This window comes from Aeromonas sp. 96A, assembly GCF_051919165.1.
Classification (GTDB): Bacteria; Pseudomonadota; Gammaproteobacteria; order Enterobacterales; family Aeromonadaceae; genus Aeromonas; species Aeromonas veronii.
This window is the reverse complement of sequence record NZ_JBQBFE010000001.1, coordinates 4,041,502-4,068,370: the sequence shown is the minus strand read 5'-3', so window position 1 is coordinate 4,068,370 and position 26,869 is coordinate 4,041,502. Positions and strand designations below refer to the sequence as shown.

21 protein-coding genes, 5 tRNA genes and 1 pseudogene are annotated in these 26,869 nt (G+C 59.6%); 17 read left to right on the top strand and 10 right to left on the bottom strand.

What is annotated here, in order from left to right:
- Nucleotides 1–97 precede the first annotated feature (97 nt).
- The 6 genes from ACTG2W_RS18935 to ACTG2W_RS18910 form a co-directional block, all read right to left on the bottom strand.
- Complete coding sequence (locus ACTG2W_RS18935) at nt 98–580, bottom strand: GNAT family N-acetyltransferase (protein ID WP_106842754.1); 483 nt, start codon at nt 578–580, stop codon at nt 98–100.
- A gap of 97 nt (nt 581–677) precedes the next feature.
- Nucleotides 678–1,121, bottom strand: coding sequence for a DoxX family protein (locus tag ACTG2W_RS18930; protein WP_106842755.1), 444 nt, complete (start codon nt 1,119–1,121; stop codon nt 678–680).
- A complete protein-coding gene (locus ACTG2W_RS18925; protein ID WP_106842756.1) occupies nt 1,118–1,870 on the bottom strand; it encodes an HvfC/BufC N-terminal domain-containing protein in 753 nt (250 codons plus the stop codon). The genes ACTG2W_RS18930 and ACTG2W_RS18925 overlap by 4 nt, the downstream gene beginning before the upstream one ends.
- Complete coding sequence (gene bufB, locus ACTG2W_RS18920) at nt 1,863–2,711, bottom strand: MNIO family bufferin maturase (RefSeq protein ID WP_106842757.1); 849 nt, start codon at nt 2,709–2,711, stop codon at nt 1,863–1,865. The genes ACTG2W_RS18925 and bufB overlap by 8 nt, the downstream gene beginning before the upstream one ends.
- Nucleotides 2,712–2,783: 72 nt before the next feature.
- The gene (locus ACTG2W_RS18915; RefSeq protein WP_005334862.1) at nt 2,784–3,047 is read right to left on the bottom strand and encodes a BufA1 family periplasmic bufferin-type metallophore; all 264 of its coding nucleotides are present in this window, start codon (nt 3,045–3,047) and stop codon (nt 2,784–2,786) included.
- Between the two features lie 432 nt (nt 3,048–3,479).
- Nucleotides 3,480–3,680 (bottom strand): YbfA family protein, encoded by a 201-nt coding sequence (locus ACTG2W_RS18910; RefSeq protein ID WP_005334863.1) that lies wholly within the window; start codon nt 3,678–3,680, stop codon nt 3,480–3,482.
- Between the two features lie 212 nt (nt 3,681–3,892).
- Here ACTG2W_RS18910 and ACTG2W_RS18905 point away from each other — a divergent pair, with 212 nt between their 5' ends.
- On the top strand, nt 3,893–4,186 hold the full coding sequence (locus ACTG2W_RS18905) for a hypothetical protein (protein WP_005347702.1): 294 nt from the start codon (nt 3,893–3,895) through the stop codon (nt 4,184–4,186).
- 48 nt (nt 4,187–4,234) lie between these two features.
- On the opposite strand, the gene ACTG2W_RS18900 is transcribed toward ACTG2W_RS18905, so the two are convergent.
- Together ACTG2W_RS18900 and ACTG2W_RS18895 are read right to left on the bottom strand one after the other, a co-directional pair.
- Nucleotides 4,235–4,308: transfer RNA gene (locus tag ACTG2W_RS18900), tRNA-Cys, on the bottom strand.
- A gap of 57 nt (nt 4,309–4,365) precedes the next feature.
- Nucleotides 4,366–4,441: transfer RNA gene (locus ACTG2W_RS18895), tRNA-Gly, on the bottom strand.
- Nucleotides 4,442–4,690: 249 nt separating this feature from the next.
- Here ACTG2W_RS18895 and ACTG2W_RS18890 point away from each other — a divergent pair.
- The 11 genes and pseudogenes from ACTG2W_RS18890 (at nt 4,691) to ACTG2W_RS18840 (ending at nt 21,007) form a co-directional block, all read left to right on the top strand.
- Nucleotides 4,691–8,127, top strand: a pseudogene (locus ACTG2W_RS18890) (ATP-binding protein).
- Between the two features lie 415 nt (nt 8,128–8,542).
- The gene (locus ACTG2W_RS18885; RefSeq protein ID WP_005353816.1) at nt 8,543–10,228 is read left to right on the top strand and encodes an ABC transporter substrate-binding protein; all 1,686 of its coding nucleotides are present in this window, start codon (nt 8,543–8,545) and stop codon (nt 10,226–10,228) included.
- Between the two features lie 118 nt (nt 10,229–10,346).
- Nucleotides 10,347–11,330 (top strand): ABC transporter permease, encoded by a 984-nt coding sequence (locus tag ACTG2W_RS18880; protein ID WP_005353818.1) that lies wholly within the window; start codon nt 10,347–10,349, stop codon nt 11,328–11,330.
- Nucleotide 11,331: 1 nt separating this feature from the next.
- Entirely contained in the window at nt 11,332–12,252 is a 921-nt protein-coding gene (locus ACTG2W_RS18875; RefSeq protein ID WP_005353820.1) for an ABC transporter permease, read from the top strand.
- Nucleotides 12,249–13,268, top strand: coding sequence for an ABC transporter ATP-binding protein (locus ACTG2W_RS18870; RefSeq protein ID WP_005334876.1), 1,020 nt, complete (start codon nt 12,249–12,251; stop codon nt 13,266–13,268). The genes ACTG2W_RS18875 and ACTG2W_RS18870 overlap by 4 nt, the downstream gene beginning before the upstream one ends.
- An 11-nt stretch (nt 13,269–13,279) precedes the next feature.
- Nucleotides 13,280–14,272 (top strand): ABC transporter ATP-binding protein, encoded by a 993-nt coding sequence (locus tag ACTG2W_RS18865; protein WP_005353824.1) that lies wholly within the window; start codon nt 13,280–13,282, stop codon nt 14,270–14,272.
- 114 nt (nt 14,273–14,386) lie between these two features.
- Nucleotides 14,387–16,102 (top strand): glycoside hydrolase family 9 protein, encoded by a 1,716-nt coding sequence (locus tag ACTG2W_RS18860; RefSeq protein WP_106842759.1) that lies wholly within the window; start codon nt 14,387–14,389, stop codon nt 16,100–16,102.
- Nucleotides 16,095–16,967, top strand: coding sequence for a BadF/BadG/BcrA/BcrD ATPase family protein (locus tag ACTG2W_RS18855; protein WP_106842760.1), 873 nt, complete (start codon nt 16,095–16,097; stop codon nt 16,965–16,967). Before ACTG2W_RS18860 ends, ACTG2W_RS18855 begins: the two co-directional genes overlap by 8 nt.
- Nucleotides 16,952–18,817: a beta-N-acetylhexosaminidase gene (locus ACTG2W_RS18850; protein WP_106842761.1), complete on the top strand. Its 1,866-nt coding sequence runs from the start codon at nt 16,952–16,954 to the stop codon at nt 18,815–18,817. Before ACTG2W_RS18855 ends, ACTG2W_RS18850 begins: the two co-directional genes overlap by 16 nt.
- 213 nt (nt 18,818–19,030) lie before the next feature.
- The gene (locus tag ACTG2W_RS18845; protein ID WP_106842762.1) at nt 19,031–20,584 is read left to right on the top strand and encodes a methyl-accepting chemotaxis protein; all 1,554 of its coding nucleotides are present in this window, start codon (nt 19,031–19,033) and stop codon (nt 20,582–20,584) included.
- Between the two features lie 66 nt (nt 20,585–20,650).
- On the top strand, nt 20,651–21,007 hold the full coding sequence (locus ACTG2W_RS18840) for an MGMT family protein (RefSeq protein WP_106842763.1): 357 nt from the start codon (nt 20,651–20,653) through the stop codon (nt 21,005–21,007).
- 16 nt (nt 21,008–21,023) lie between these two features.
- Here the strand turns inward: ACTG2W_RS18840 and ACTG2W_RS18835 are convergent, their stop codons facing one another.
- Nucleotides 21,024–21,188, bottom strand: coding sequence for a hypothetical protein (locus ACTG2W_RS18835; RefSeq protein ID WP_005334891.1), 165 nt, complete (start codon nt 21,186–21,188; stop codon nt 21,024–21,026).
- A gap of 108 nt (nt 21,189–21,296) precedes the next feature.
- The gene (gene topA / locus ACTG2W_RS18830; RefSeq protein WP_106842764.1) at nt 21,297–23,918 is read right to left on the bottom strand and encodes a type I DNA topoisomerase; all 2,622 of its coding nucleotides are present in this window, start codon (nt 23,916–23,918) and stop codon (nt 21,297–21,299) included.
- 358 nt (nt 23,919–24,276) lie between these two features.
- On the opposite strand from topA, the gene astB reads away from it, so the two are divergent.
- The 5 genes from astB to ACTG2W_RS18805 all read left to right on the top strand — a co-directional run bounded on the left by astB (nt 24,277) and on the right by ACTG2W_RS18805 (nt 26,625).
- On the top strand, nt 24,277–25,614 hold the full coding sequence (astB, locus tag ACTG2W_RS18825; protein WP_106842765.1) for an N-succinylarginine dihydrolase: 1,338 nt from the start codon (nt 24,277–24,279) through the stop codon (nt 25,612–25,614).
- A 241-nt stretch (nt 25,615–25,855) separates the two neighbouring features.
- A tRNA-Tyr gene (locus ACTG2W_RS18820) sits at nt 25,856–25,940 on the top strand.
- 38 nt (nt 25,941–25,978) lie between these two features.
- Nucleotides 25,979–26,063 (top strand) — tRNA-Tyr (locus ACTG2W_RS18815).
- A gap of 44 nt (nt 26,064–26,107) precedes the next feature.
- A tRNA-Tyr gene (locus ACTG2W_RS18810) sits at nt 26,108–26,192 on the top strand.
- A gap of 142 nt (nt 26,193–26,334) precedes the next feature.
- On the top strand, nt 26,335–26,625 hold the full coding sequence (locus ACTG2W_RS18805) for a hypothetical protein (protein ID WP_106842766.1): 291 nt from the start codon (nt 26,335–26,337) through the stop codon (nt 26,623–26,625).
- The last annotated feature ends 244 nt before the right edge of the window (nt 26,626–26,869 follow it).

Below are 26,869 nucleotides of genomic sequence, written 5' to 3'. Positions count from 1 at the left end.
CATAGTTGGCGGCTTTGCCGCGATCCCATCTGACGCCATATTTATTGCTGTAAATCAAATTCACCGACCAAACGCCACTCATGCAGAGCTGCAACCCTTATTCCACCGCCGGTTGCCACTCCAGATAGGCCGGATTGGCGACAAAGCCGATCCGCTCATAGAGAGGGCGCCCCTGCTCGCTGGCATGGAGCCACACCTTGCCCAGCTGACGCGATCTGGCGAAGGCTGTAATGGCATTGAGCAGCGCCGTGGCGATCCCCTGCTGGCGCCATTGCGGCCGCGTATACATGTTGAGCAGGTACCCCTCCACTCCCGCCAGATTGCCGGGATAGGGCGGCCGTTCAAATAATGCCAGCGTCCCTGCCGCCACGATCTGTTTGCCGCCCTCCAGCGTATCGGCCTCAGCCAGCCAGGATAAAGCACTCTCTTCACTCATCGCCCGGGTAAAGTAGTCAAGGGTGGCCTGCCACAAGGCCGGGTCTGCCTGCGGCGTCACCAGCTCACCGACCTCACAAAACAGCTCCATGCGCAGCGCCACCATTGCGGGAATATCTGCGGCCCTTGCCTGACGAATGATCATTGGCTGCTCCTTTTCTCTCATGGGAAATTTCGCCGGCCGTCATTATGACAAAGAGCGCCTTGTGGCGCTCTTTGTCATTGGGAAAATCACTGATAAATCAATGGTTTCGACGTGTCAGCCAATAATCCAGGCTCAGCACACCGCCGCCCCAGATGGTCAGGGTCAGCAGCATCCAGCCCCACAGCTGGTGATCGTAAAAGCCACCCGCCCAGAGGGTCGGGTAGGAGATCACCGCCATGATATTGAAGCCAAACAGCAGCAAGGCGGCCGGGCGAGTAAAAAGCCCCGCCAGCAGGAAGAGCGGCAACAGCAGCTCGGTCGCCGTACCCAGATAAGCAGCCCACAACCAGGGCAGCAGGGGCACCTGATACTCGGATTCAAACAGATAGAGGGTGGAATCCCACGCCGTCAGCTTGAGCCAGCCTGAAGTGATAAAAACCGAGGCGACCCACAGCCGCGCCAGCAACAGCACACCAGCGCTGCTCCAGCGCGGCAAATCACCACTTGAGCTGGCCAGCGCCAGCCATTTGTTTGCCATCATGGCATTATCTCCATATCCACCAGCAGACCAAGGGTTATCAGGCGAGTGAGATGTTCACTGGCCGCAGGGTCGGCCGCAAGCAGATCGACCAGCGCCGTACCAGCGAGACATCCCTGTAGCAGCGCCCACTCACCAGCCGTCAGGGGCAAGGGGGCAACCCGGCAATCCGGCTGTTTCTTCAATGCCAACCAGACGGGGGCATCAAGCACCTCCACCGCTTCTCCACCGTGCAGCGCCATCTGCCACAGGGCCAGCACCGGATAATCGCTGGCAACCAGCAGCAGATCAGTGGCTGGCAAGAGTCGCAGCCGCTCCCATTGTTGCGGCGATAATGCGGCCAGACGCTCGGCTGGCCAGCAGCGTGATTCCAGCGGCAGCAGACTGGCACGCTCAAGCTGCCATTCGAACTGAGCCAGCGCCTCCAGCCAGGGCAGTCCGGTTGTAGTTGGCAAGCGGGCCAGCCATTGGCCAAATCCGACGCCATAGTGCATGACGCTCCCTTCCCTGAGCGGCTCGGCCAATACGAAGCCACGGGCCGCCGCTGCAAATAAGTCATCCCCGACCATAGCCTTGACGGCGGGATAACTGCTCGCCAGCACCTCGCCAAGGCTCAGGATGAAGTGGTTGCGATAGACCTGCAGCACAGATTCGGCAGAAAAGAGCCGGGAGCTGATGTGAGGGGCAATGGCGTCAGGCTCCCCCAGCAGACCGTCAACAAAGTGCTGTTGCAGCTGTGCCAGTTCAGCCATGGGCTACCTCCCGTGGTGCACTCATGGCGCACGCCTCATCCAGAATGGCGCTGGCCTGCGCCGCCTCTGCCAGCAAGACCGGCAGCGGCGGGATCTCGAGGTCCCACTCAATCAGGGTGGGAATGGCCTGCTTGCGGCAGATCTGGCGATAGAGTTCCCAGACCGGCGCCACCACAGGGGCGCTGTGGGTGTCGATATAGAGGGAGCCTTCCGGCAGCTGCTTCTCGGTATAACCGGCCAGATGGATCTCCCCGACGGTGGCGAGATCGATCGCCGCCAGATACTCATCGCAAGAGAAACCGTGATTGAAGGCACTGACATAGAGATTGTTGAGGTCGAGCAGGATGCCGCACTCGCTGCGCTGCTGCAGCTCGGCCAGAAATTCCCACTCGCTCATCTCTCCGGCCAGTTGCAGATAAGAGGAGGGATTTTCAATCAGCATGCGGCAACCCAGGGTCTGTTGTACCTGCTGGATCTTGTCGCTCATGTTGCGCAGGGAGGCTCGGGTATAGGGCACCGGCAGCAGATCGTTGAAGTAACGCCCGCCAATGCTGCCCCAGCTGAGATGTTCGGAGATCCGTACCGGTTTGATCGCCGCGGCCAGTGTCAACAACTGCTGTAGATGGTGCGGATCGAGCGGGTCGGCAGAACCGAGGGACATGCCAACGCCGTGAAGACTGACGGGGTAGTGCTGCGCCAGTTCGGCGAGCACCTGAAAACCCTGGCTGTGCCGTTCGAAGTAATTTTCACTGTGCACCTCCAGCCAACCGACTGCCGGCAGGGTTTGCCGGATCTCATCGTAATGGGGAGTGCGTAATCCGATGCCAATCAAAGGGTTCATCGCAAGACTCGCTTTCGCCAACCAGAGAAGATGCAGGGGGCGGCCCGTTGGCCATCCCCTGCCCGATGTCTCTTACTTGGGTTGCAGCGAACCGCCGACCAGCTTCTCGCACAGCCCTTTGGGCATCACCACAAAGGCATCACCCTGAGCATCTTCCTTGGCGGTACCGGCGCAGGAGCTGCTCTTGGTCGCACAGTCATTCTTGCTGGCCTTGACCACGCCGTAGCACTTCTCCTTTTCATCGGCAGCCATGGCTGGCGCCGCGATAAATTGGGCGCCCAGCGCCAGCAGACCGGTCATGGCGGAGGCGATAGCAGTGCTTTTTTTAACATTCATGTTCATGTTCCTTTTGATGTCGTTGGATGTTGCTGATATCCCCGATTTGTCGCAACCGGGTACCTGCAATAGAACCGGCAAACGGGATATTCCCTTTCAAAAAAACACAAAAAGAGTTAAAAAACCCAAATATAAACACTCAATTAATTGATTTTAAACAGCTATTTCATCATTGAAAATTTCTCGACGACCACCCATTAATGAACGAGGAAAGTGCCATATGGTGCTTTCATCCCGTTAATCTTCTTCACAGCTTCCATCAAAAAAGATGCGTCAGACATAAAAAACCCCGCCAACAGGCAGGGCTGGATGCAACTTTAAAGAAACAATAAATAAATAATCGGAGTGGTATTGGGAGCCAGGAGTTGCGGCAAGCAGATATAAAAAGAGACAGCTTTGGCTGTCTCTTTTTGCACATGGTGCGAATGGGGTTTAGTAGAAGATCCGCTCGCCACGCTCGCTCATTTTGAGCCACACCGGTTTGGTGCTGGTTTTATTCCAGATCCGGTGCAGATAGCTGTAGAAGCGGGCACGATCGCTGCGAAACAGCATCACGGGGAAAGCCAGAATGCCCACCAGCAATACATAAATGCGACGAAGAATAATCTGAGTCAGGGAAAAGGGATGAAACATGATGTAACTCCTTACTGGTAAGACCACTGAGCAAAGATTACCCCACTCCATGTAGGATTACTACATCACCAACGCATTTTTTTATAAAAAAATGGTGAAAAACGGGAAATACTGAAAACGGGTTACGTCATTAACCAACAGTTAACAAACTTGCGAAAATCGTGCGCTTTGCCACAGTTATCAGGGGAAAAACATGCAGTAGGGAGACACGCATGAAACTGCCGGAAGTGGCACTGCTGGTGCTGATGGTTGCCCTGACACGGGCACAACTGGAGGAGTGGCAACTGAATCGGGAAGATGCCATCGTGCTGGCCGAACGGGGCGTGCCCACCGTCAGCCTGTGGCAATGCGGCACACTGAAGCAACGGATTGCGGATCTCAACCAGCACAGTGCCGAGGTGCAGTTTCAATATCGGGGGCAAAACATGGCGGATGTGAGCCACTATCTCGAGCGCGAGTGGAAACAGGCTGGCTGCGAACAGTTACTGGTACAGCAAGGATACTGACCAGGGCTCAGACTCGAAGAGTGATGATTGAGATAAACAGAGAGAATATGGAGGCACGTTCCGGAGTCGAACCGGACTAAACGGATTTGCAATCCGCTGCATAACCGCTTTGCTAACGCGCCATGCTGACAAGACTGATTGTCTTGAAAGTGAGTTCCATCGTTGGTGTGATGGAAAATTGGAGCGGGAAACGAGACTCGAACTCGCGACCCCGACCTTGGCAAGGTCGTGCTCTACCAACTGAGCTATTCCCGCGTTACTGCCTTCGTGCCAGTTGCCTGACAACGAGGCGCATTATACGTACCACGAGCGTCAGCACAACCCCTTTTTCGCAATTTAAGCCCTGATGCAGACTGTTTGCTCAGGGTTTAAACGTCTTGCTGCATTTTTCTCCAGCCAGCTGTGACCCACCAAGCGAATTTGGGATAAAGTCGTTGAAATGATTACGCTTTCGTTCGAGACTTGAGCGGCTTAATAACCGGATTCTCAATTGAAAATCACAAGATGAAATGGATCTTCACGCTTCGTGGGCTCAGGCCGCAGTTAATGCTGGCTTTTTTCATGTTGGGCATGGTGCCCTTTTTGGTCATCACCCTCTTCTTCCTATACAGCCACGGCAAGGATCTCACCACCCAGACCTCCAACCATCTGGTCTCCGTTCGTAATATCAAGAAGAGTCAGCTCGAGGATTACTTCAACAACCTCAAAGAGCAGATCATCAACTTCTCCCAGCAGGATTTTGCCGGCAACAGTATCGGCCGTTTCTATGGTTTTACCGGCGCCTTCGAGAAGTTGGGCACCACGCCGCAGGAGGCCCGCAGCCGCGCCCAGGCCCGCTATCTGCCCGGCTCCTGGGATCAACTGCGCAAACCGGACAGCCAAGTAGAGATCGAACCCTCCATCACGGCGCTTATCCTCGCCGACGAGATGTATGGCCGGGTGCACCAACGCTTTCATCGCGGCTATGCCGACATGGTGCGCAAGTCCAACTACAGCGACATCTTTCTGGTGGACCTCAACGGTGATGTGGTCTATTCGGTCACCAAGCACCCTAACTTTGCCACCAATCTGCTCTCCGGACCTTATCAGGGCAGTGGCTTGGGCCAGACCTTTGCCAAGATCAAACGCCGCCTTGATGGCGGCCAGAAGCCGCAGCAGATCTTCGAATTCACCGATTTTGGCCGCAACGAGCTGACCGGGCAGGTGGTTGCCTACATGGCCGCCCCCGTGATGCAGTACGACTATGTGCGCGGTGTGGTGATTTTCGAGCTGCTGCCGGACAAGCTCAACCAGATCATGGCGGAGCGGGAGGGGCTGGGCGAAACCGGCGAGACCATCCTGATCGGCCCTGACAAGCGGATGCGCGCCGATGCCTGGCTGGCGCCGGAGTTCAGCGTCGAGAACAGCTTCAGCCCCAACTTCCGTCCACTGCAAACGCCCCTCATCACCAAGACTCTCTCCGGCGAGCAGGGGGTCGGGCTGTTCCACTCTTATCAGGATGACGAGGTGCTGGCCGCCTACACCCAGGTGAAGGTGTTCGATACCGAGTGGGCCTTTATCGCCGAGATCTCCACCCGGGAAGCCTATGCCCCGATCCGCCAGCTGGAAACTCTGGTAATTGTGCTGGGCGCGGGTTCGGTACTACTGCTGATCCTCTTCTCCCGCTGGCTCTCCCACTCCATCACGGCGCCGCTGCGCTCCCTGACCGAAGCGGCCGAGCAGGTGGCCGACGGCGCGCTGGATCACCCCATCGCCATCGAGCGCACCGGCGATGATATCGACCGGCTGGCCGAGGCGTTTCGCCATATGCAGCGCTCGGTGAAGGACAAGATCGAACTGATCGAACAGCAGACCCAGGAGCTGCAACAGCAGGTCAAGCTGACCCACAAGCAGAACCTCAGCCTGCAGCAGGCGGACAAGCTCAAGGATGAACTGCTGGCCAACACCTCCCACGAGCTGCGCACCCCCATTCACGGTATCAAGGGGATGGCCGAGTCCATGCTCGCCAGTCAGCAGGATTTGACCGAAGGGCAGCAAAAGCAGCTCGGCCTCATCATCAAGAGCGCCGACGGCTTGGCCCGTCTGGTGGACGATCTGCTGGACTACCACCAGATGCGCTACGGCCAGCTGGAGATCCACTCCCAGCCCGTCTCATCAAAAGGGGTTATCCGGCTGGTGCTGGATCTCTGCCAGCATCTGGTGCAGGCCAAACCCCTCACCCTGGTGGATATCAGCCCGGCCGAACTGCCGCCGGTGCTGGCCGACGAGCAACGGCTCGAACAGGTGCTCTACAACCTGGTGGGCAACGCCATCAAGTACACGCCGCAGGGCAAGGTGGTGCTCAGTGCCATCGTCGAGAACAACTTCCTGCGCATCAAGGTCACCGACACCGGCATCGGCATCGCCACCGACCATCTGGAACATATCTTCGAGCCGCTGGTACAGATGAGCCCGGAGGTAAGCAAGCAGGGAGCCGGGCTTGGCCTCTCCATCACCCGCCAGCTGGTGCACCTGATGGGGGGCGAGCTGTTTGTCGAGAGCGAGCCGAGCGTTGGCTCTACCTTCGCCTTTACCCTGCCCCTTGCCACCGGCAAAGCGGCCAATCTGACTCTCGACAGCCGCCAGATCGAGCATCAGCTGGTGCGCCAGCAACCGCTGATCCTGCCGGACTGGGAGAGCGACGATCTGCCCCCTCCCCCGAGGGTGCGCCGCTCATTCTGGTGGTGGATGACGAGCCCATCAACCTGCACATCCTGCGCCATCTGCTGCAGCCCTGCGGCTACCGCATTCTGCCCAGCAGTGACGGCCACGATGCGCTGGCCAAGCTGGCCGAGGAGCCGGTGGACCTCATCCTGCTCGATGTGATGATGCCGACCCTCTCCGGTTTTGACGTCTGCCGCCGCCTGCGCCAGCAGCACCCGAAAGATATGCTGCCGGTGCTGCTGCTCACCGCCCTCAACCAGCCCAAGGATATCGAGGAGGGCTTCGGGGCCGGTGCCAACGACTATCTGGTCAAACCCTTCTGCAAGGAGGAGCTGTTTGCCCGGGTCAAGGCGCTGCTGGAAGCCAAGGCCGGACGCGCCTCGCTGGTAGAGAACCGGCTATTGAAGCAGGAGATCGAGCACCGCCTCACCCTGCAGGAGCGACTGCATCAGGATCAGCAGCGCCTGCTGGCCCTGCTCGGCGAAGGGGCCGACCCCATGATCTTTATCGACGAGCAGGGCACAGTGCTGTTTGCCTCCCGGGTGATGGCACGCCTGCTGGGACAGGAGCCGGAAGCCATGGAGGGGCAGCCCCTCAATGAGTGGCTCGCCACCCCGCTGCAACAGCAGTGGCCCGACCTTGCCAGCGAGCGGGAACACAATCTGGAATTTCTGGTGGCCGGGCAAAAAGATGTACTCAACGCCCGCGCCCTGCCTATCACGCTCGGAGGACAGGCTGCTTTCGCCCTCACTCTGAGTACCGAGCTGCGTCAGGATGAGAACCGGGTAATAGCGCTGGAGAACGCACTCAAGAACCTCTCGCGGCAAGCCATCATCGAAGATGAACAACTGCTGGGCGAGCTGAGCCGCCTGGGTGGCGAGTTCCGTTCGCTGGCCGACGACCTCATTCGCCAGCAGGATGACGAGCCGCTGCGCCGGGCGCTGGTAGAGACCATGCAGCTCACCCTGGATGCCTGGCAGCAGGGGACCGGCAAGGGCAAAATCGTGCTGGCGGAGAAGAGCAAGCTGTGGCGGGTCTATATGGACAGATCCAGCCCGCAGACCCGCACCCTCGACAAATACCTGAGTCTGGACACCCTGCCCAAGTCGCCACGCTGGAAGACGGTAGTGGCCACCACCGAGTATGTGCTGGGCCACTGCCCGCTCAATGACCACCAGCGCCAGCAGTTGCAGCACAGCGCCCAGACCCTGCGTCAACTCGCCAACCGCAAGCCGTGACACGGCGCCCTAAACGGGCGCCGGCTCACAATTGGCAATCTGGTTTCTTTTTGCGCAAAACAAAGCCCCGTACAACCCCGAAACCGAGAGCAGATCCAATTCACAAATTTGTCATATACGCCATTTTCACAGCCACTTTTTACGCGAGAGCAAATAACGCAAATCAATGATTTTAAACAGATAAAAAAGCATTTTGACGAGATTGACGTAACACCGTCAATTTTTACGAAAACAACGAAATCAATAGTTGTTGTTTTCCTGTTAATTCTGGTTTGCTTAGGGCGTTGGAAAACAGAACGACAAAGGTTAGACACCTGACCAACACAGAGGGCCGATTTCATCAGCATGCGAAACCGGTGCTCACACAAAACAAGGCAAACCCTCGGGAATGCCAAAAAATAAGAAAGGAAAACATATGCTTGCCAAAGTATCCAAAATCTCTACCGCTGTAATGCTGGGAACCATGATGCTTGCCGGTGCCGCCGGTAACGCCATGGCCGCAGAAAACAAAACCGTGCTGACCATGGTCGCACAGCAGGAAACCGCCTGGGTCAAGAACTTCAACCCCTTCCTGCAAGCGGGCTTGCTGCACACCACCCGTCACTTCATCTATGAGCCGCTGGTGATCTTCAACGATATGCAAGGGGGCAAACCCGTCTATCGTCTGGCCACCAACTATGCGTTCAGCGATGACCTGAAATCCGTCACCTTCGATCTGCGTGACGGCGTGAAGTGGTCTGACGGCGAAGCCTTTGATGCCGATGACATCATCTTCTCTTTCAATCTGGTCAAGGCCAACAAGGCGCTGGATGAGCGCTCAATCTGGACCCAGATCAAGAGCGTCGAGAAGCTGGCCCCCAACAAGGTCAAATTCGACCTGACCGAGGTCAACACCAACGTGGTGAATGATCTGGTGCTGGTACCCATAGTGCCGGAGCATCAGTGGAAATCGGTGAAAGATCCGGTTGCCTTCACCAACGACAAGCCGGTTGGTACCGGCCCCTTCACCGAAGTGGACAACTTCTCTGCCCAGCTCTATACCCAGTGCCGCAACCCGCACTACTGGGATAACGCCAACCTCGCTATCGACTGTATCCGCATGCCGCAGATGGCCACCAACGACCAGGTGCTGGCTGCAGTCATGAAGGGCGACATCGACTGGTTCGGCTCCTTCGTACCGGATATCGAGCGCCTCTACGTCGGCAACGATCCGAAGAACAACAAATACTGGTTCCCGGCCTCCGGTACCGTGGCTTTCAACGTCAACTTCCAGACCAAGAACCCGGGCAATAACGAAGCCTTCAACGACATCAACTTCCGCCGCGCCTTCTCCATGGCGATGGACCGCCAGTCCATGGTGGATATCGCAGGCTACGGCTACCCCACCGTCAACGAGTACCCGTCAGGTCTGGGCAAAGCCTTTGACTCTTGGAACAACCCGGAAGTGGACAAGAAGTACGGCAAGTACAACAAGTTCGATCTGGAAGGGGCCAAGGCCCTGCTGAAAGAGGCAGGCTACAAGGATTGTGACGGCGACAAGTTCCTCGACACCCCGAGCTGCAAAAAGATCGAGTTCAAGGTACTGGTACCGAATGGCTGGACCGACTGGGTCAACACTGTTCAGATTGGTGTAGAAGGGCTGCAGGCGCTGGGCCTGAACGCCAAGACCGCTACCCCGGAAGCAACCGTCTGGACCGAGAACCTGATCACCGGTGACTTCGATGTCGCCCTGCAGGGTTACTTTGCCGGTGCCAACCCGCACAAGTACTTCGAGACTGCTTTCCACTCCCGCAACATGGGTGACCGTGGCAACCGCTTCGCCGCGCCCCGTTACAAGGATCCCGAGCTCGACAAGCTGATCGATGACTTCACCCAGACCGCTGATGCGGCCAAGCAGAAGGAGATCATGTTCGCCATCCAGGATCGTGTTGGAGCCAACCAGACCATCATTCCGGTCTTCAACAACCCGACCTGGTATGAGTACAGCACCAAGCGCTTCAACGGCTGGTTCAGTGCTGATAACCCGGTAGCCAAACCTCAGCTCCACCCGGACACCCCTGAGCGTCTGCTGCACGTGTTGTCCCTCAAGCCAAACAGCTAAACAATCCCGGCCCCCTGCGGGGGGCCATCTTCCCCGTTAATCCCCTTCTTGCCCGGCACCGCCGGGGTTGGGGTAGCTATACCCGACGCGGGGCAGACTTGCAGTAAAAGGTACTATCATGGGATTCATACTGAGACGCTTTTCCTTCTATCTGGTTGCCTTTCTGGTAGCCGCCACCATCAACTTCCTGTTACCCCGTGCCATGCCAGGGGATCCTGTCTCCGTGATGTTTGCCCGCGCTGGCGCCATGATGGAACCCGCCGCCCTGGAAGCCCTCAAAGCCACCTTCGGCTTTGTCGACGGCCCCATCGGCACCCAGTTTCTCACCTATGTGAAGAGTGTCTTCACCTGGGATCTCGGCACCTCGGTGCGCTTCTACCCGCAGCAGGTCTCTGACGTGCTGGGCCGTGCCATCGGCTGGACCCTGTTTCTGGTCGGCACCTCCACCATCCTGAGCTTCTCCATCGGTTCCATCGTCGGCATCTTTGCCGCCTGGTATCGCGGCGGCCGGATGGACAGCATTCTCTCCCCGCTCACCCTGGTGATGCAGGCCATTCCGCCGGTGGTGGTCTCCCTGCTCGCCCTGTTCCTGTTCGGGGTCAGCCTCGAATGGCTGCCCATCGGCTACGCCTACAGCCCGGAGATCAAGGCTGACTGGGGCTGGGAGCACATCAAGAGCATCATGACCCACGCCATCATGCCGGTGCTGACCCTGGCTGTGGTGCAGGTGGGGGGCTTTCTCATCACCATGCGCAACAACATGATCAACCTGCTGGGCGAGGATTACATCACCATGGCCAAGGCCAAGGGGCTCTCCAGCAACCGGGTGATCTTCAACTACGGCGCCCGCAACGCCATTCTGCCCAGCGTCACCGCCCTCTCCATGGCGCTCGGTTTCGTCATCGGTGGCTCTCTCATCACCGAAGTGATCTTCAACTATCCCGGCCTGGGCCTGACCCTCTATCAGGGCATTCTGGCCCGCGACTACCCGCTCATTCAGGGGCAGCTGCTCATCATGACCATCACCATGCTCAGCTTCAACTTCCTGGCCGACGTGCTCTACGTCTTCCTGGATCCCCGTCTGCGTACAGGAGGCAAATAAGATGCGTATGCCGACCATTCTCAAAATCCTGCTGGGCAACAAGAAGGCTGCCTGTGGCCTCGCCATCGTGGTTGCCTTCGTACTGATGGCCCTCTTTGCCCCCATTCTGGCCAGCAACGAGCCGACTAAACGGGTGGCTCGCCCGCACCAGCCGCCCAGTGCCGAGTTCGTGATGGGTTCAACCCGCATGGGCCACGACATCTGGGCCCAGTTCACCAACGGCGCCCGTATTTCGCTGCTGGTGGGCTTCAGCGCAGGCCTGCTGGTCTGCACCCTGGCCGTTGCCATCGGCATCACCGCCGGTTACTTCGGCGGTCTGGTGGATGAGTGCCTCACCTTCCTGATGAACGTGGTGCTGGTGATCCCCAACCTCCCCTTGCTACTGGTGCTGGCGAGCTTTATCGGGGAGGCGTCACCGGCAGTGATTGCCGTGATAATAGGGTTGACCTCGTGGGCCTATGGCGCGCGGGTCATCCGTGCCCAGACCCTGGCCCTGCGCGAGAAGGAGTTCGTCATCGCCGCAGAAGTGCTGGGCGAGCCGGCCTGGCGCATCATTCTGGTGGAGATCCTGCCCAACCTCATCTCCATCATCGGGGTGAGCTTCATCGGCTCCATCATCTACGCCATCGTCACCGAAGCGACCCTGGAGTTCCTGGGGCTTGGCGACCCGACTGTGGTGAGCTGGGGCATCATGCTCTACAACGCCCAGACCTCCAGCGCCATTCTGGTCGGCGCCTGGTGGGAGATCCTGGCTCCCTGCTTTGCCATCGCCACTCTGGGTGCCGGTCTGGCCCTGCTCAACTTCGCCATCGACGAGATTGCCAACCCGCAGCTGCGCTCCCACAAAGGGTTGAGCCGCTGGAAGAAACTTGCCACCCCGGTCGCAACACCACTCTCTGCCGCACAGGAGAAGACAGCATGAACAAGCATCCCCTGCTGTCAGTACGTAACCTTTGCGTCGACTACATCACCGAAAATGGCGACGTGCGCGCCGTCAACTCGGTGAGCTTCGATATCAGACAGGGCGAGATCTTCGGTCTCGCCGGTGAGTCGGGTTGCGGCAAATCCACCGTCGCCTTCTCGGTGGCCCGGCTGCACAAGCCGCCCGCCTACATCAGCGGTGGCGAGATCCTGTTCAAGGGGGAGAACATCCTCCATTACAACGACGAGCGGTTGCGCTCCTATCGCTGGCAACAGGTGTCGGTGGTGTTCCAGTCCGCCATGAACGCCCTGAACCCTGTGCTGCGGATGGAGGAGCAGTTCTGCGACGTGCTGCTGGCCCACAACCCCGGCATGACCCGTTACGAGGCGATCAAGCGCGCCCAAGAGCTGCTCACCATCGTCGATATCCACCCGAGCCGGCTCAAGGATTACCCGCACCAGTTCTCCGGCGGCATGCGCCAGCGCTTGGTGATTGCCATCGCCATGGCGCTCAACCCCGAGCTGCTCATCATGGATGAGCCAACCACGGCGCTCGATGTGGTGGTACAGCGGGAGATCCTGCAGAAGGTCTATGCCCTGAAAGAGAAGTTCAACTTCTCCATTCTGTTCATCACCCACGACCTCTCCCTGATGGTGGAGTTCTGCGATCGCATCGGCATCATGTATGCCGGTGAACTGGTGGAGGTCGCTCCCTCCAAGGCGATCCTGACTGCGCCGCTACACCCCTATACCAGAGGGCTCGGCAACTCCTTCCCGCCCCTGCACGGGCCGAAGAAGGTGCTGGAAGGGATCCCGGGCACCCCGCTCAACCTGCTGGAGGTGCCGGTCGGCTGCCGCTTTCAGGCCCGCTGCGGCAAGGTGCACGATCGCTGCCGTCAGGAGTACACCAGATTGGCCGAGATCCGCCCCGGGCAACAGACCGCCTGCCACCTCTATGAGGAGCAGGGGCTGCAACAAGATTCCGTGATCTATCTGGACAAGGCCGCTGGCTGTTAAGGATGTCTGTCATGCAAATCGCCAAAACCGATGCACCCATCATCGAAGTCCAGCACCTCTACAAGGACTTCCCCATCAACTCCAATGCCATCAAGAGTGGCAAGATGCGGGCGCTCTCCGACATCACCTTCAACCTGCACCGGGGTCGCGCCCTGGCGGTGGTCGGGGAGTCGGGCTCCGGCAAGAGCACCATCGCCAAGATCATCGCCAAGATGTACAAGCTCAGTGCCGGGCGCATTCTCTATCGCGGCCACGATCTGGAGGAGTTCAACAAGGGCACTGCCCTGCTGGACTATCGCCAGAGCGTGCAGATGGTGTGGCAAGATCCATTCGGTTCGCTCAACCCGACCCACACCATCTATCACCACATCGCCCGCCCCCTGCTGCTGCACAGCAAGGTGATCGACAAAAAAGAGCTGCCCGACATGGTCTACGCCCTGCTGGAGAAGGTGGGGCTCACCCCCGCCAAGGCGACGGCGGCCAAGTATCCGCACCAGCTCTCCGGCGGCCAGCGCCAGCGGGTCAACATCGCCCGCAATCTGGCAGTGGAGGCGGAGGTTGTGCTGGCGGACGAGCCGACTTCCATGCTCGACGTCTCCATTCGCATCGGCATCCTCAACCTGATGGAGCAGATGAAGAATGAGCTCGGTGTCTCCATGCTCTACATCACCCACGACATCGCCACCGCCCGCTATGTGGCGGAAGATCTGGCTGTGATGTATGTAGGGCACATGGTGGAGTGGGGCGAGGTGGACGAGATCCTGCACCACCCGCAGCACCCCTACACCCAGCTGCTCATCTCGGCGGTGCCCGATCCGGAGAAGAGCATCCACGCCGAGCTGGAGGGCGGCCGCAAGGGGGAGATCCCGCTCTGGACGCCGGAATCCTGTGGTTGCCCCTTTGCCGGGCGCTGCAATCAGGCGATGCCCCGCTGCAAGGAGGCGCTGCCCCCCATCACCAAGCTTGCCGACAACCACTTCGTGCGCTGCTACCTCTACGAGTGAGGGTGAGCCTTAGACCGGCCGGACAACCCTGTCCGGCCATGCCTCGATACGGGGCGGCCACAGCCCCGTGATGTGCCTCACCGCCCGGCGGTGAACCACAGGAGTAATACCTTGATGGAACTCTTGATCAATCAGGTGGGCTACGAGTGCGACGGACACAAGGTCGCCCTGTTGCAAACCTCCCCCGCCCCTGATCTCGGCGGCTATGTCAGGCTGCAACGCCTCGACGATGGCCAGATCCTGTTTGAAACCCCGCTGCAACCGGCGGGCAGCGTCCCCGGCTGGCAAGGCCGCGCTTACTGGCGTGCCGACTTCTCCGCCTTCAAGGAGCCCGGCCACTATCGGCTGGAGGCGATCACTGCCCAAGGCATAGCCCGCTCGACCCGCTTTGCCATCGGCCAGGATCTGCTGGCCAGCCGCTGCCTCTCGGACGTCATTCACTACTTCAAGGGGCAGCGCGCCAGCGGCACCTTCGATCGGGCCGACCGCAGCGCCCGCCTGTTTGGCACCGACCAGCACAAAGATGTGCACGGCGGTTGGTTCGATGCCAGCGGCGACATGAGCAAGTACCTGAGCCACCTCTCCTACGCCAACTACCTCAACCCCCAGCAGACCCCCATGGTGGTGTGGGCCCTGCTCAAGTGCCGGGAACTGCTGGCCCCGCGCCGCGATATCGACGGGGTGAACCTCTGCAAGCGGCTCAATGACGAGGCGCTGCACGGCGCCGATTTCCTCTGCCGGATGCAGGATGAGTCGGGCTTCTTCTACATGACCCTGTTCGACAAGTGGAGCAAGGATCCCGCCCAGCGCGAGCTGTGCGCCTATGCCACTCAGCAGGGGCTCAAGTCCGCCAACTGGCAGGCGGGTTTTCGCCAAGGGGGCGGCATGGCCATCGCCGCGCTGGCCCGCGCTGCCCGCGAGAGCGTCAGTGGCGACTTCGATGCCAGCCGCTACGCCGAGGCGGCCAAACGCGGCTACCTGCATCTGCGTGAGCACAACCTCTCCTATCTGGATGACGGGGTCGAGAACATCATCGACGATTACTGCGCCCTGCTGGCAGCGGTGGAACTGACCCGCACTTTCGGCGCCGAGTGGCTGAATGAGGCGAGAGCCCGTGCCAGCAAGCTCTGTGCCCGCCAGCGCCCTCATCCTGAGCTGGGTCACTACTGGTCGGCCAACGAGGATGGCTCGCGCCCCTACTACCACGCCGCTGAGGCGGGTCTGCCGGTGCTGGCGCTGCTGGAATATCTGGGCGTAGAGCCGGATCAGGGGCACCAGGCCCGGGTACAAACCGTGGTGGAGCAGGCACTGGCCGCCGAGCTGGCGCTCTGTGCCCGCGCAGGCAACCCCTTCTCCCTCGCCCGCCAATATGTGAAAGGGGTAGATGAAGCGCCGCGCGTCAGCTTCTTTATGCCCCATCACAATGAGTCCGGTTACTGGTGGCAGGGGGAGAATGCCCGCCTGGCCTCGCTGGCTGCCATGGCCTTTGCTGGCGCCCGCCACTTCCCCCGCCAGAGCCAGCCGCTCATCACTTACGGTCAGCGCCAACTCGACTGGATCCTCGGGCAGAACCCGTTCAACGCCTGCATGCTGGCGGGCCACGGCATCAACAACCCCGCCTATACCGCCGGGTATCCCAATGCGCAGGGAGGTATCTGCAACGGCATCACCTCAGGGTTTGATGACGAAAATGAGGTGGCCTTTATTCCGGAGGAGTACAGGGAACGGCTGGATCAGAACTGGCGCTGGGGCGAGCAGTGGATCCCCCACGCCGCCTGGTTTGCCCTGGCCATCAGCTGGCAAAATGCCGCAGGAGGTCGCCATGATTGAGTACTGGGTCGGGGTCGATGGCGGGGGCACACACACCCGCGCCCGCATTCGGGATCGGGCTGGCAAGCTGCTCGGAGAGGGGCGCGCGGCTGGCTCCAATCTGGAGCTGGGCATCCCCCATGCCCACGCCAATGTGCTGGCCGCCATCGCCAGCGCCCGCCTTGCCGCCGGGCTCGGCATCGAGAGTGAACAGCAGATGGGGGTCGGGCTGGCGCTCGCCTCCGCCGAGCTGGCCGACTGCTATCACGCCCTGCTCGAGATGCCCTTCCCCTTCGCCAGCGTCAGGCTCACCTCCGATGCCTTCGGTGCCTGCCTCGGCGCCTTTGGCGGCCGTGAGGGGGCCATTCTGATCGCAGGTACCGGCTCGGTGGGGCTGGTCTATCAGGAGGGGCAGATCCGCACCTGCTCCGGCCGCGGCTTCCCCATTTCAGACATAGGTAGCGGCGCCTGGCTGGGGCTGCGCGCCATCCAGCAATCCCTGCTCTGCCACGACGGCATTCTGCCCCCCAGCACCCTCACCATCCGCCTGATGGACCGCTTCAAGCGGGATCAGGCCGAAGTGGTACGTTGGGCCACCCGCGCCATTCCGGCGGACTATGGCCACTTTGCCCCCTGGGTATTCGATGCCGCCAGCGATGGTGACGAGCTCGCCAATCAGCTGCTGGACGAAACCTGCGAACAACTGCGGATCCTGCTGGAGGGGATGACCCAGCTCGGTGCCAGACAGATCGCCCTGCTGGGGGGGATTGGCACCCGCCTTGCCCCCCGTCTCGGCCAGCTCAACCTGATCCCCCCCCAGGCAGATGCGCTCGATGGCGCCATCCTGTTTGCCCAATCAGAGGATTTTCCATGTCTACACCCCTGATCCACACCCAGGTCGCCCGACGTGACGGCGAGGATGTCTGGTTCACCTTCACCCTCTCCCGCATGCCGGATACCAAGTGGAAGCTGCACTTCTGTCTGGCTCGCCATATCGACCCCGACTCCTTGCAAGGGGGCGAGCTGGAGCGCCAGAGCGGCAGCTACAAGGTGATTGTCCCGAACGCTGACAGCTGCGAGCTGCGCTTTTGCTGCCGCCAGACGCCCATCAAGAAGCTCTCCGACATGCCGCAGGGCTTTTTCCTCAGCTTGCCGGAGGCGACCACGGGTGCCCAGCTGCTGCCGGTGACGCTGGCAGCTCAGGATCTCGGACTGGAGAACCCGCCGGTAGCCCGCCCAGATCTGCCGGATATCGAGCCTCTGCCCGGTATAGTGCCGCAACCGGCCCATCTGGTACTGCTGGAGGGGAACTTCCGGCTGGCCGAGCGGGCTCATGTCAGCGCCCCTCACGATGTGCCGAAGCTGCTGGCCCACTTCAACGAGCTGACGTCGCTGGCACTGGAGCAGGATCACGACGCTGAAATCCGGCTGACCGAGGCCAAACTGGCCCCCGAAGCCTACCAACTCACCATCACGCCGCAGGAGGTGGTGATTGCCGCCACCGACGAAGCGGGCTGGCGTCATGGGCTGGTGACGCTAGCCCAGTGGTATCTGCAACATGGGGAGAGCCTGCCCTGCGTCACGCTGGAGGATGCCCCGCGCTTTGGCTTTCGCGGCATTTTTCTCGATTGCGCCCGCCACTTCCACACTCCGGCCACCATCAAGCGCCTGCTCAAACTGATGAGCCTCTACAAGTTCAACCGCTTCCACTGGCACCTGACCGATGACGAGGGGTGGCGACTCGAGATCAAGGCCTTCCCGGCACTGACAGACGTGGGTGCCTGGCGCGGCCATAATCTGGCGATCGACCCCCAGCTCAGCGGCGGCGCCGAGCCCTATGGCGGCTACTACACCCAGAGCGAGGTGAAAGAGCTGGTGAGCTATGCCGGTGAACTCGGCATCACCGTCATTCCCGAGATCGACATTCCGGGCCACTGCCACGCCGCCATCAAGGCGCTGCCCGAGTTGCTGATCGAAACGGCGGATCACTCCCGCTACCGCTCGGTCCAGCATTTCGATGACAACGTGCTCAACCCCGCCCTGCCCGGCACCTACCGCTTTCTGGAGGCTGTGCTGGACGAGGTATGCGAGCTCTTTCCCGGCCCGCAGATCCACATGGGGGGTGACGAGGTGCCGACCGGGGTCTGGACCGACAGCCCCGCCTGCCAGCAGCTGATGGTCGAGCAGGGCTACGCCGACTGCCGCGAGCTGCAGGGCCATCTGCTGCGCCACTGCCAGCGCTATCTGGCCGCCAGAGGCAAACAGATGATCGGCTGGGAGGAGATCCTGCATGGCGACAAGGTGAGCCGCAAAGCGGCCATCTGTGCCTGGACCAGCTTCCAGGCGGGGCTGGACGCTGCCGCGGCCGGTTATCCGGTGGTGATGGCGCCCGCCCAGTTCCTCTATCTCGATCTCGCCTGGAGCGCCGATATTCATGAACCCGGCCTCTACTGGGCGGGTACCCTCAATCTGGAGCAGGTTTATGCTTGCGATCCTGCCCCAGCCGATTTCCATGCCAACGATAACATCCTCGGGGTGCTGAGCCCCTTGTGGTCAGAATTGATCACCAGCCGTGATCGTCTCGACTACATGTTGTTCCCGCGTATGCTGGCCACGGCCGAGGTGGCCTGGAGCGATCCCGCCCACAAGGGCTGGGAGCACTTCGCCGCCCGCCTGCCGGGTCAGCTGCAGATCCTCGATCAGTTGCAGGTGCGCTACCGGATGCCACAGAGGTAATGTTGTCTCTACTTTGGCGGCCAATTGGCCGCCTTTTTTACGATTAGCCAACAAAACATCAACTTCCCCCCTACCATTCATCCGCCATTATTGGCAAAATCCAGCCCCCAATGAAGCTGGTCTGCCTCCTGCTGGCGCGAGCCTGCGGCCACCTCCAGATCTGCCACAATAACAACGACAACATTATCAACAAGAACATCGGAGCGTATTCCTATGGCCCGCAGAGATGTCCATACCCTGGATAGCGAAGTGGAGTTTCCTGCCGACGTACAACTGGTCTCCACCACTGACCTGCGCGGGGTGATCACTTATGCCAATCCGGCTTTTTGCACCATCGCCGGCTATAGCGCCGACGAGCTGGTCGGTCACAACCACAATCTGGTACGCCACCCCGACATGCCCAAGGCCGCCTTCGCCGATCTCTGGGCCCGCCTCAAGGAGGGCAAACCCTGGCGCGGCATCGTCAAAAATCGCTGCAAGGATGGTCGTTACTACTGGGTAGATGCCTACGTCACCCCCATCTACGAAGGCAACAGGATCAGCGGCTACCAGTCGGTACGCTGCAAGCCCGAGCCCCAATTCAAGCGCATCGCCGCTCAGACCTACCAAGCCCTGCTCAAGGCCGAGCGCGGCAACAGCAGCAACCTTCCCTCTCTTGCCAGAGTGCGCACCCCGGCCATTACCCTGTTGCTGCTCGGCATGATGGGCTGGGCCTTCGCCAGCCAAGGGGCCATGACCGTCCTGCTGATGCTGCTGCCCCTGTTGCTTCTTGGCGGAGCCTACTGGCGCGAGCTCTTTGCCCTGCCCCACTATCTGCAGCAACTGGGCCGTGAATATGACAGTCTGACCCGGTTGGTCTACTCCGGTGACAACCCCGGCGCCATTGCCGATTTTCATATCAAGATGCTGCAGGCCCGCATCCGAACCGTTTTGGGGCGGATCAACGATGCCACGGCACCTCTGCAAACCCTGGCCATCAATTTGAAGCAGGCCTCTCATCAAGCCTGTCTCGATATCAACGAGCAAGATGCCCAGACCCAGCAGATGGCTACGGCTATGACTCAGATGGCCAGCACGGCCCACGAGATCGCCCGCAACATTCAGGACTCCAACGGTCAGGTCAACGAAGCTCGCAATCGTTGTGAACAAACCAACCAGCAGTTGAACCAGACCGAGCAACAGATCGAACAACTCGCCAAACAGGCAGAGCTGGCGTTCAACTCGGCGGTAGAGCTCGCCAGCGAATCCGAACGGATTGGCAGTGTGATGGGCGAGATCCAGGGCATCGCCGAGCAGACTAACCTGCTGGCCCTCAACGCCGCCATCGAAGCGGCTCGCGCCGGAGAGCAGGGCCGTGGTTTTGCGGTGGTGGCCGACGAGGTGCGAACTCTATCGACCCGCACCCACAAGGCGACCGAGCAGATCCAGGGCAGCATCAAGCAGATCCAGCACACGCTGGGACGCTGGAAGGGGATGATGCAGGAGAACCTGCAACAGACCCGCGCATGTGCCGAGATGACCCGCCAGGGCGCCAGCAGCCTCCATACCGTGCTGGCAGAGATAGAGCTGGTCACCGAACACTCCACCCAGATCGCCACCGCTGCTGAGCAGCAACAAGCGGTCGTGGAGGAGATCAGCCGCAGCATCCACCAGATATCCGCATACTCCCACGCCAACAGTCAGAAGATGCTGGATGTCGATCACTCCAGTCAGGCTCTGCTGGAACGGGCCAAGCAACTGAAGGGGCTTAGCCAGACCTTCGGCTGAATCATTGCCAGCCCCATGACAGAAGCGCCACAATGGCGCTTCTGTTGTTTTTGACGAATCGGGTTTATGAGCATTGAACCAAGTCCATCCCCATTGAACAAAACTGCCCGTATCGAAGTGATCATCGCCTTGATCCCGGCAGGCCGGGTGGTCAGTTACGGTCAGGTGGCCGATCTGGCCGGGCTGCCAGGACGGGCAAGACTGGTAGGCAAGGTGCTGCGGGAAACCGACAAGGTACTGCCGTGGCATCGGGTGCTGGGCGCAGCGGGCACTATCTCGTTACCGAAAGGATCGCAAGGCTTTGCCGAACAGACGGGACGCCTGCAGCAAGAAGGGGTCGTGGTGATCGGTGGGCGGGTCAGAATGAAGGAGTGGCAATGGCAGCCCGATCTGGCCGAGCTGCTTTTTCTACTGCCGTTTTGAGGGGATCACCGCTGGATCACTCCAGCGGCGCCAGGATCTCGTCGCTGCGCACCTGCACCGGTATGGTCTCATCCGCTCGCTGCAGCAGCACCAGCAGGCTCTGCCGGTCAACCTCCAGCACATAGGCCGCCCCTTCACGGGTCATGCAGCTCATGCCCGGCCGGATCTCGTTAATCTCCATCTCAACCTCCTTGTCTACTTCGCGATTGATGACAGCTGCACTCCTTGCAGCTGTCTCAGTATACCGCTATCCATAAGCAAAGAGGCCCCTTGTCGGGGCCTCTTTTCATCAGGCTTTTTTAGCCTTTGGCAAACTCTCTTGCCAGGTACCGTTGTCGTAATGAGCGGTCCAACCGGTCGCCTTACCGTTGACCTCGCTCATCACGTACTGCTCCTTGGTCTTGCGACTGAAGCGTACGATGGCAGGGTTGCCGTCCGGATCGGTGAGCGGGGCACCGGCCAGATACTTGTGCTTGGCGGAGATGCGATCCTTGAAGCGCTTGAGCTCTTCCACCAGCGGCGCGCGGGTCTCGCGGGATTTGGGGAAGTTGCTGGCCGCCAGGAACAGACCGGCAGCACCGTCACGCAGCACGAAGTGGGCATCGGACTGGGTGCACTTGAGCTCCGGCAGCGGCACAGGATCCTCCTTCGGCGGCGCGATGTCGCCGTTTTTCAGGATCTTGCGGGTGTTCTTGCAGGTCTCGTTGGTGCAGCCCATGTACTTGCCGAAACGGCCGTTCTTGAGCTGCATCTCGGCTCCGCAACGGTCGCACTCGATGCTCGGCCCTTCGTAGCCCTTGAGCTTGAACTGGCCCTTCTCGATTTCGTATCCATCGCAATCCGGGTTGCGACCACAGACGTGCAGCTTGCGGCTGTCATCGATGATGTAAGCATCCATCGCGGTACCACAGACGCCGCAGCGGTGCTTGGCGCGCAGCGCTTCGGTTTCCGCCTCTTCGCCGTCAGTGGCGGAGACAAACTCGTCGGCAGAGACCAGGTTGATGGTCTTCTTGCAGCGCTCTTTCGGCGGCAAGGCATAGCCGGAGCAGCCGAGGAACACGCCGGTGGTGGCAGTACGAATACCCATCTTGCGGCCGCAATCCGGGCAGTCGATGTCGGTCATCACCATCTGGTTGGCACGCATGCCGCCCTCTTCGGGCGCCTTGTCCGCCTTCTCCAGCTCCTGGGTAAACTCGGCGTAGAAGGCGTCCAGCACCTTCTTCCACTCAAGGCTCCCTTCGGCGATGCCATCGAGCTTGTCTTCCATCTTGGCGGTGAACTCGTAGTTCATCAGCTCGACGAAGTTCTCCACCAGACGATCGGTGACAATCTCGCCCATCTTCTCGGCGAAGAAACGGCGGCTCTCGACCCGCACATATCCGCGATCAACGATGGTGGAGATGATGGAGGCGTAGGTAGAGGGACGGCCAATGCCGCGTTTTTCCAGCTCGCGCACCAGCGCGGCTTCGGTGAAACGGGCAGGCGGCTTGGTGAAGTGCTGGCGCGGATCCAGCTTGATCAGCTTCAGCACCTCGCCAACGGTCACCGCCGGCAGCTGACTATCTTCGCCCTTGCGACCCATCGGCGGCAGCGCCTTAGTCCAACCGGCGAAGCGCAGGGTACGACCACGGGCCTTGAGCTCGAACTCACCCGCCTTGACGGTCAGGGTGGAGGAGTCGTACTGAGCAGGGGTCATCTGGCAAGCAACGAACTGACGCCAGATGAGGTCGTACAGACGCATGGCATCCGGCTCCATCCCTTCCAGCATCTCGGCAGTCACCTGTACGTTGGAGGGACGGATCGCCTCGTGCGCTTCCTGAGCATTGGCCTTGGCGCCATACAGATTCGGTTCGGCTGGCAGATAGGCCGCGCCATACTGCTCGCCGATATATTCACGCACCGCCTCAACCGCCTCTTTGCTGAGGTTGGTGGAGTCGGTACGCATATAGGTGATGTAACCCGCTTCATAGAGACGCTGGGCCATCATCATGGTCTTCTTGACCCCGAAGCTCAGACGGGTAGAGGCCGCCTGCTGCAGGGTAGAGGTGATAAACGGCGCGGACGGTTTGGAGCCGGTCGGCTTGTCTTCCCGGTTCACCACCTTGTAGTCGACCCCTTCCAGGGCTGCGACAGCGGCAAAGGTCTCGGCCTGGGTCACCGGCTTGAAGTCGGCACCATTACGGCTGACCACTTCCATCCGCAGATCAGCCTTGTCACCGGTCAGCAGATCGGCATTGAGATCCCAGAACTCGACCGGTACGAACGCCTTGATTTCGCGCTCTTTATCGACGATGAGGCGCACCGCAACGGACTGCACCCGACCGGCGGAGAGACCGCGGGCCAGCTTTTTCCACAGCAGCGGGGAGACCATGTAACCCACCACGCGGTCGAGGAAACGACGGGCCTGCTGGGCATTTACGCGGTCAATATTGAGTTCGGACGGCTGGGCAAACGCCTCCTTGATGGCGCTCTTGGTGATCTCGTTGAACACCACGCGCTTGTAGCGGCTGTCATCGCCACCGATGATCTCGCGCAGGTGCCAGGCGATCGCCTCTCCTTCTCTATCCAAGTCGGTTGCGAGATAGATGGTGTCGGCTTTCTCGGCCAGACTTTGCAACTCGCTGACCACCTTCTCCTTGCCGGGCAAAATCTGGTAGTTGGCCTGCCAGCCAGCGGTCGGATTGATACCCATCCGGGCAAACAGGGCCTTGCGATCCTTGGCAGCCTTCTCGGATTCGCTCAACTTGATGCCGCGAATGACAGGTTTCTTGGGCTCGGTGCTGGCGCTGCCGCTGGTGGGCAGATCGCGAACATGACCAACGCTGGATTTCACCACGTAGTCCTTGCCCAGATATTTGTTGATCGTCTTGGCCTTGGCCGGAGACTCCACTATGACCAGTGATTTGCCCATGCTGTAACTATTATCCTCATTGCACCCGACGGGGTTGGTGTGCGGTTTTGTGGGGCTGTATAAGAGATTTGGCGCGAAAAAGCAATCTTGTGAGCAAATTTGCCTGACCAGCCCGAACCACACGGCTTCTTTTATTGCTTCAATTTTATTTATTAATGCGAAGGCAACAGGCCGGACGCAACCGCTTTTTCAATTTTCTGCCATACCGCCCCTCTTTTTATATCTGAAACGACATAAAAACGTCTGCTGGTTACCGGCTTGTTACAAAAACATAAAATCTCTTTATAATGGCCCAACCCCGACGCATTGCGCGCGGAAGGAACCGCTACCCATCATAAAAATCGAAAGGATGTACTCAATGAAGCACTTCGAGGTCAATTTCGACGGTCTGGTCGGCCCGACTCATAACTATGCCGGCCTCTCCTACGGCAACGTTGCCTCCCAGAGCAATGCCCAGGAGGCTTCCAATCCGAAAGAGGCCGCCAAACAGGGGCTGCGCAAGATGAAGGCGCTGACCGAGCTTGGCATGACCCAGGGGGTACTGGCGCCACAAGAGCGTCCCGATCTCGCCACCCTGCGCCGCCTAGGCTTCACCGGCAACGATGCCCGGGTGCTGGAGCAGGCCGCCAAACAAGCTCCCGCCGTACTGGCTGCCTGCTATTCGGCTTCCAGCATGTGGACCGCCAACGCCGCCACCGTCTCTCCCAGTGCCGATACCCAAGATGGCCGCATTCACTTCACCCCCGCCAACCTGACTAACAAGTTTCACCGCTCTCTGGAGCCCGACGTCACGGGCCGTATCCTGTGCGCTGTGTTCAACAATGATCGCCACTTCAGCCACCACCTCCATCTGCCGGAAAATGACCACTTCGGCGACGAGGGGGCAGCCAACCACACCCGGCTCTGCCGCGCCTATGGCGAGGCGGGGGTCGAGCTGTTTGTCTATGGCCGCAGCGCCTTTGACTACTCCCGCCCGGCGCCGAAGCGCTATCCGGCCCGCCAGACTCTGGAGGCAAGCCAAGCCATCGCCCGCCTGCATGGCCTTGGCGAGGAGAGCGTGGTGTTTATTCAGCAAAACCCGGAGGTGATCGATCAGGGGGTGTTCCATAACGACGTGATCGCGGTGGGCAACCAGAACGTGCTCTTCTTCCACCAACAAGCGTTCCTCAACACCGAAGCGGTGCTGACCGAAATCCGCGGCAAGTTTGGCGAGGGGGAGCTGCACTTTATCGAAGTGCCGACTGCCGAGGTATCCGTGCTGGATGCGGTGAAATCCTACCTGTTCAACACCCAGATCCTCACCCTGCCGAGCGGTGAGATGGCCATCATCGCCCCCACCGAGTGCCGCGACAATCCGGCGGTGTCGGCCTATCTTGGCAAGCTGCTGACGCAGGAGACCCCGATCAAGGCGGTCCACTATATGGATGTGAAACAGAGCATGCGCAATGGCGGCGGCCCGGCCTGCCTGCGACTGCGGGTTGCCATGAACGATCAGGAACTCGCTGCGGTCAATCCGGCCTGCCTTATCAACGACAGCCAGTTTGCCCGTCTCGATGGCTGGGTCGATCGCCACTACCGTGACCGGCTGACCCTCGACGACCTGCGGGATCCGGCACTGGTGCAGGAGTCCCGCAGCGCACTGGACGAACTGACCCAGATCCTGAAACTGGGTTCGGTCTACCCGTTCCAGCGCTAAATGTGATGCCCGGGAAGACCGCCAACGCTGGCGGTCTTCTGCTATCGGCCTTCTCTTCAGCGCGATAGCCAACTTGCACGGATGCTGTTTTGTGCAGAAAAGCAGCGCACAACTTGCTGATAAGCTTGAATTTTGAGCTGTATGTATCAAAAAATCGACGAACAGTCATTTTTTACTGCCAGATGCCTCATCAAGGGGTTCACAAAGCCTCTGGATCTGATAGTATGCGCCTCGCACTTGGGGAGGGGTTCCCGAGCGGCCAAAGGGATCAGACTGTAAATCTGACGGCTCTGCCTTCGAAGGTTCGAATCCTTCTCCCTCCACCATTCAAGTGCAAAGTAGTGACAATCAGGAAATACCTCGTGGAGGGGTTCCCGAGCGGCCAAAGGGATCAGACTGTAAATCTGACGGCTCTGCCTTCGAAGGTTCGAATCCTTCTCCCTCCACCATTTCCCTGATTGCAATGGCTGAATACAATTTGCTTTGCCCCTGTGGAGGGGTTCCCGAGCGGCCAAAGGGATCAGACTGTAAATCTGACGGCTCTGCCTTCGAAGGTTCGAATCCTTCTCCCTCCACCATCATTCAAGAAAACCCGGCCTCGCGCCGGGTTTTCGCTTTTTTCCATTCTCATCACATTTTTCCGGCCTTGTCAGATCTGACAGTTGCAATTGCGTCCGATATTGATGATTGTGGCACCATCAATAACAGGGTATTCACATCATGTTTGAAGTCTGGGACGAGCACGGTCACGCCACCGGTCTGACACTGCTGGCGCTCAAAGTCAGAATCAGCAACGACTATCAGGGCGACCTGATGGTGCGCTACAGCAACAAGCTGGGACTCCCCACGACCCTCTTTCTGACCATTCATCAGGGCGTTGCCTATCAACGCTTCAAAGCGGGCTCGCCAAAACTGGATTGGGAATGGCTGGCCAGCGCAGGCAATGGCCACAGCCCCCGCAATTTTATGAGCGAACAGTTTCCCGATTTTCAACTCGCACTGGATAATTGAACATCGGCAAATATCGCTAACCCACCATCACAGATTACCCAAAAACTGATTTTCCATTCGCATGATATTCCTGCCAAATTGCATGATGACGTGGGGGCGAGTACAATCTCGCACCCCGAATATCCGGCGCTTCTTCTTTAGATAACTCCGGATATGCCGTCATCGGATCGCGCTGCATTGAGCCTCCTCTCGGAGGGCATCTTGCACCGCAGCTCAACCACTACGATGCCATCAGGTGGCATCG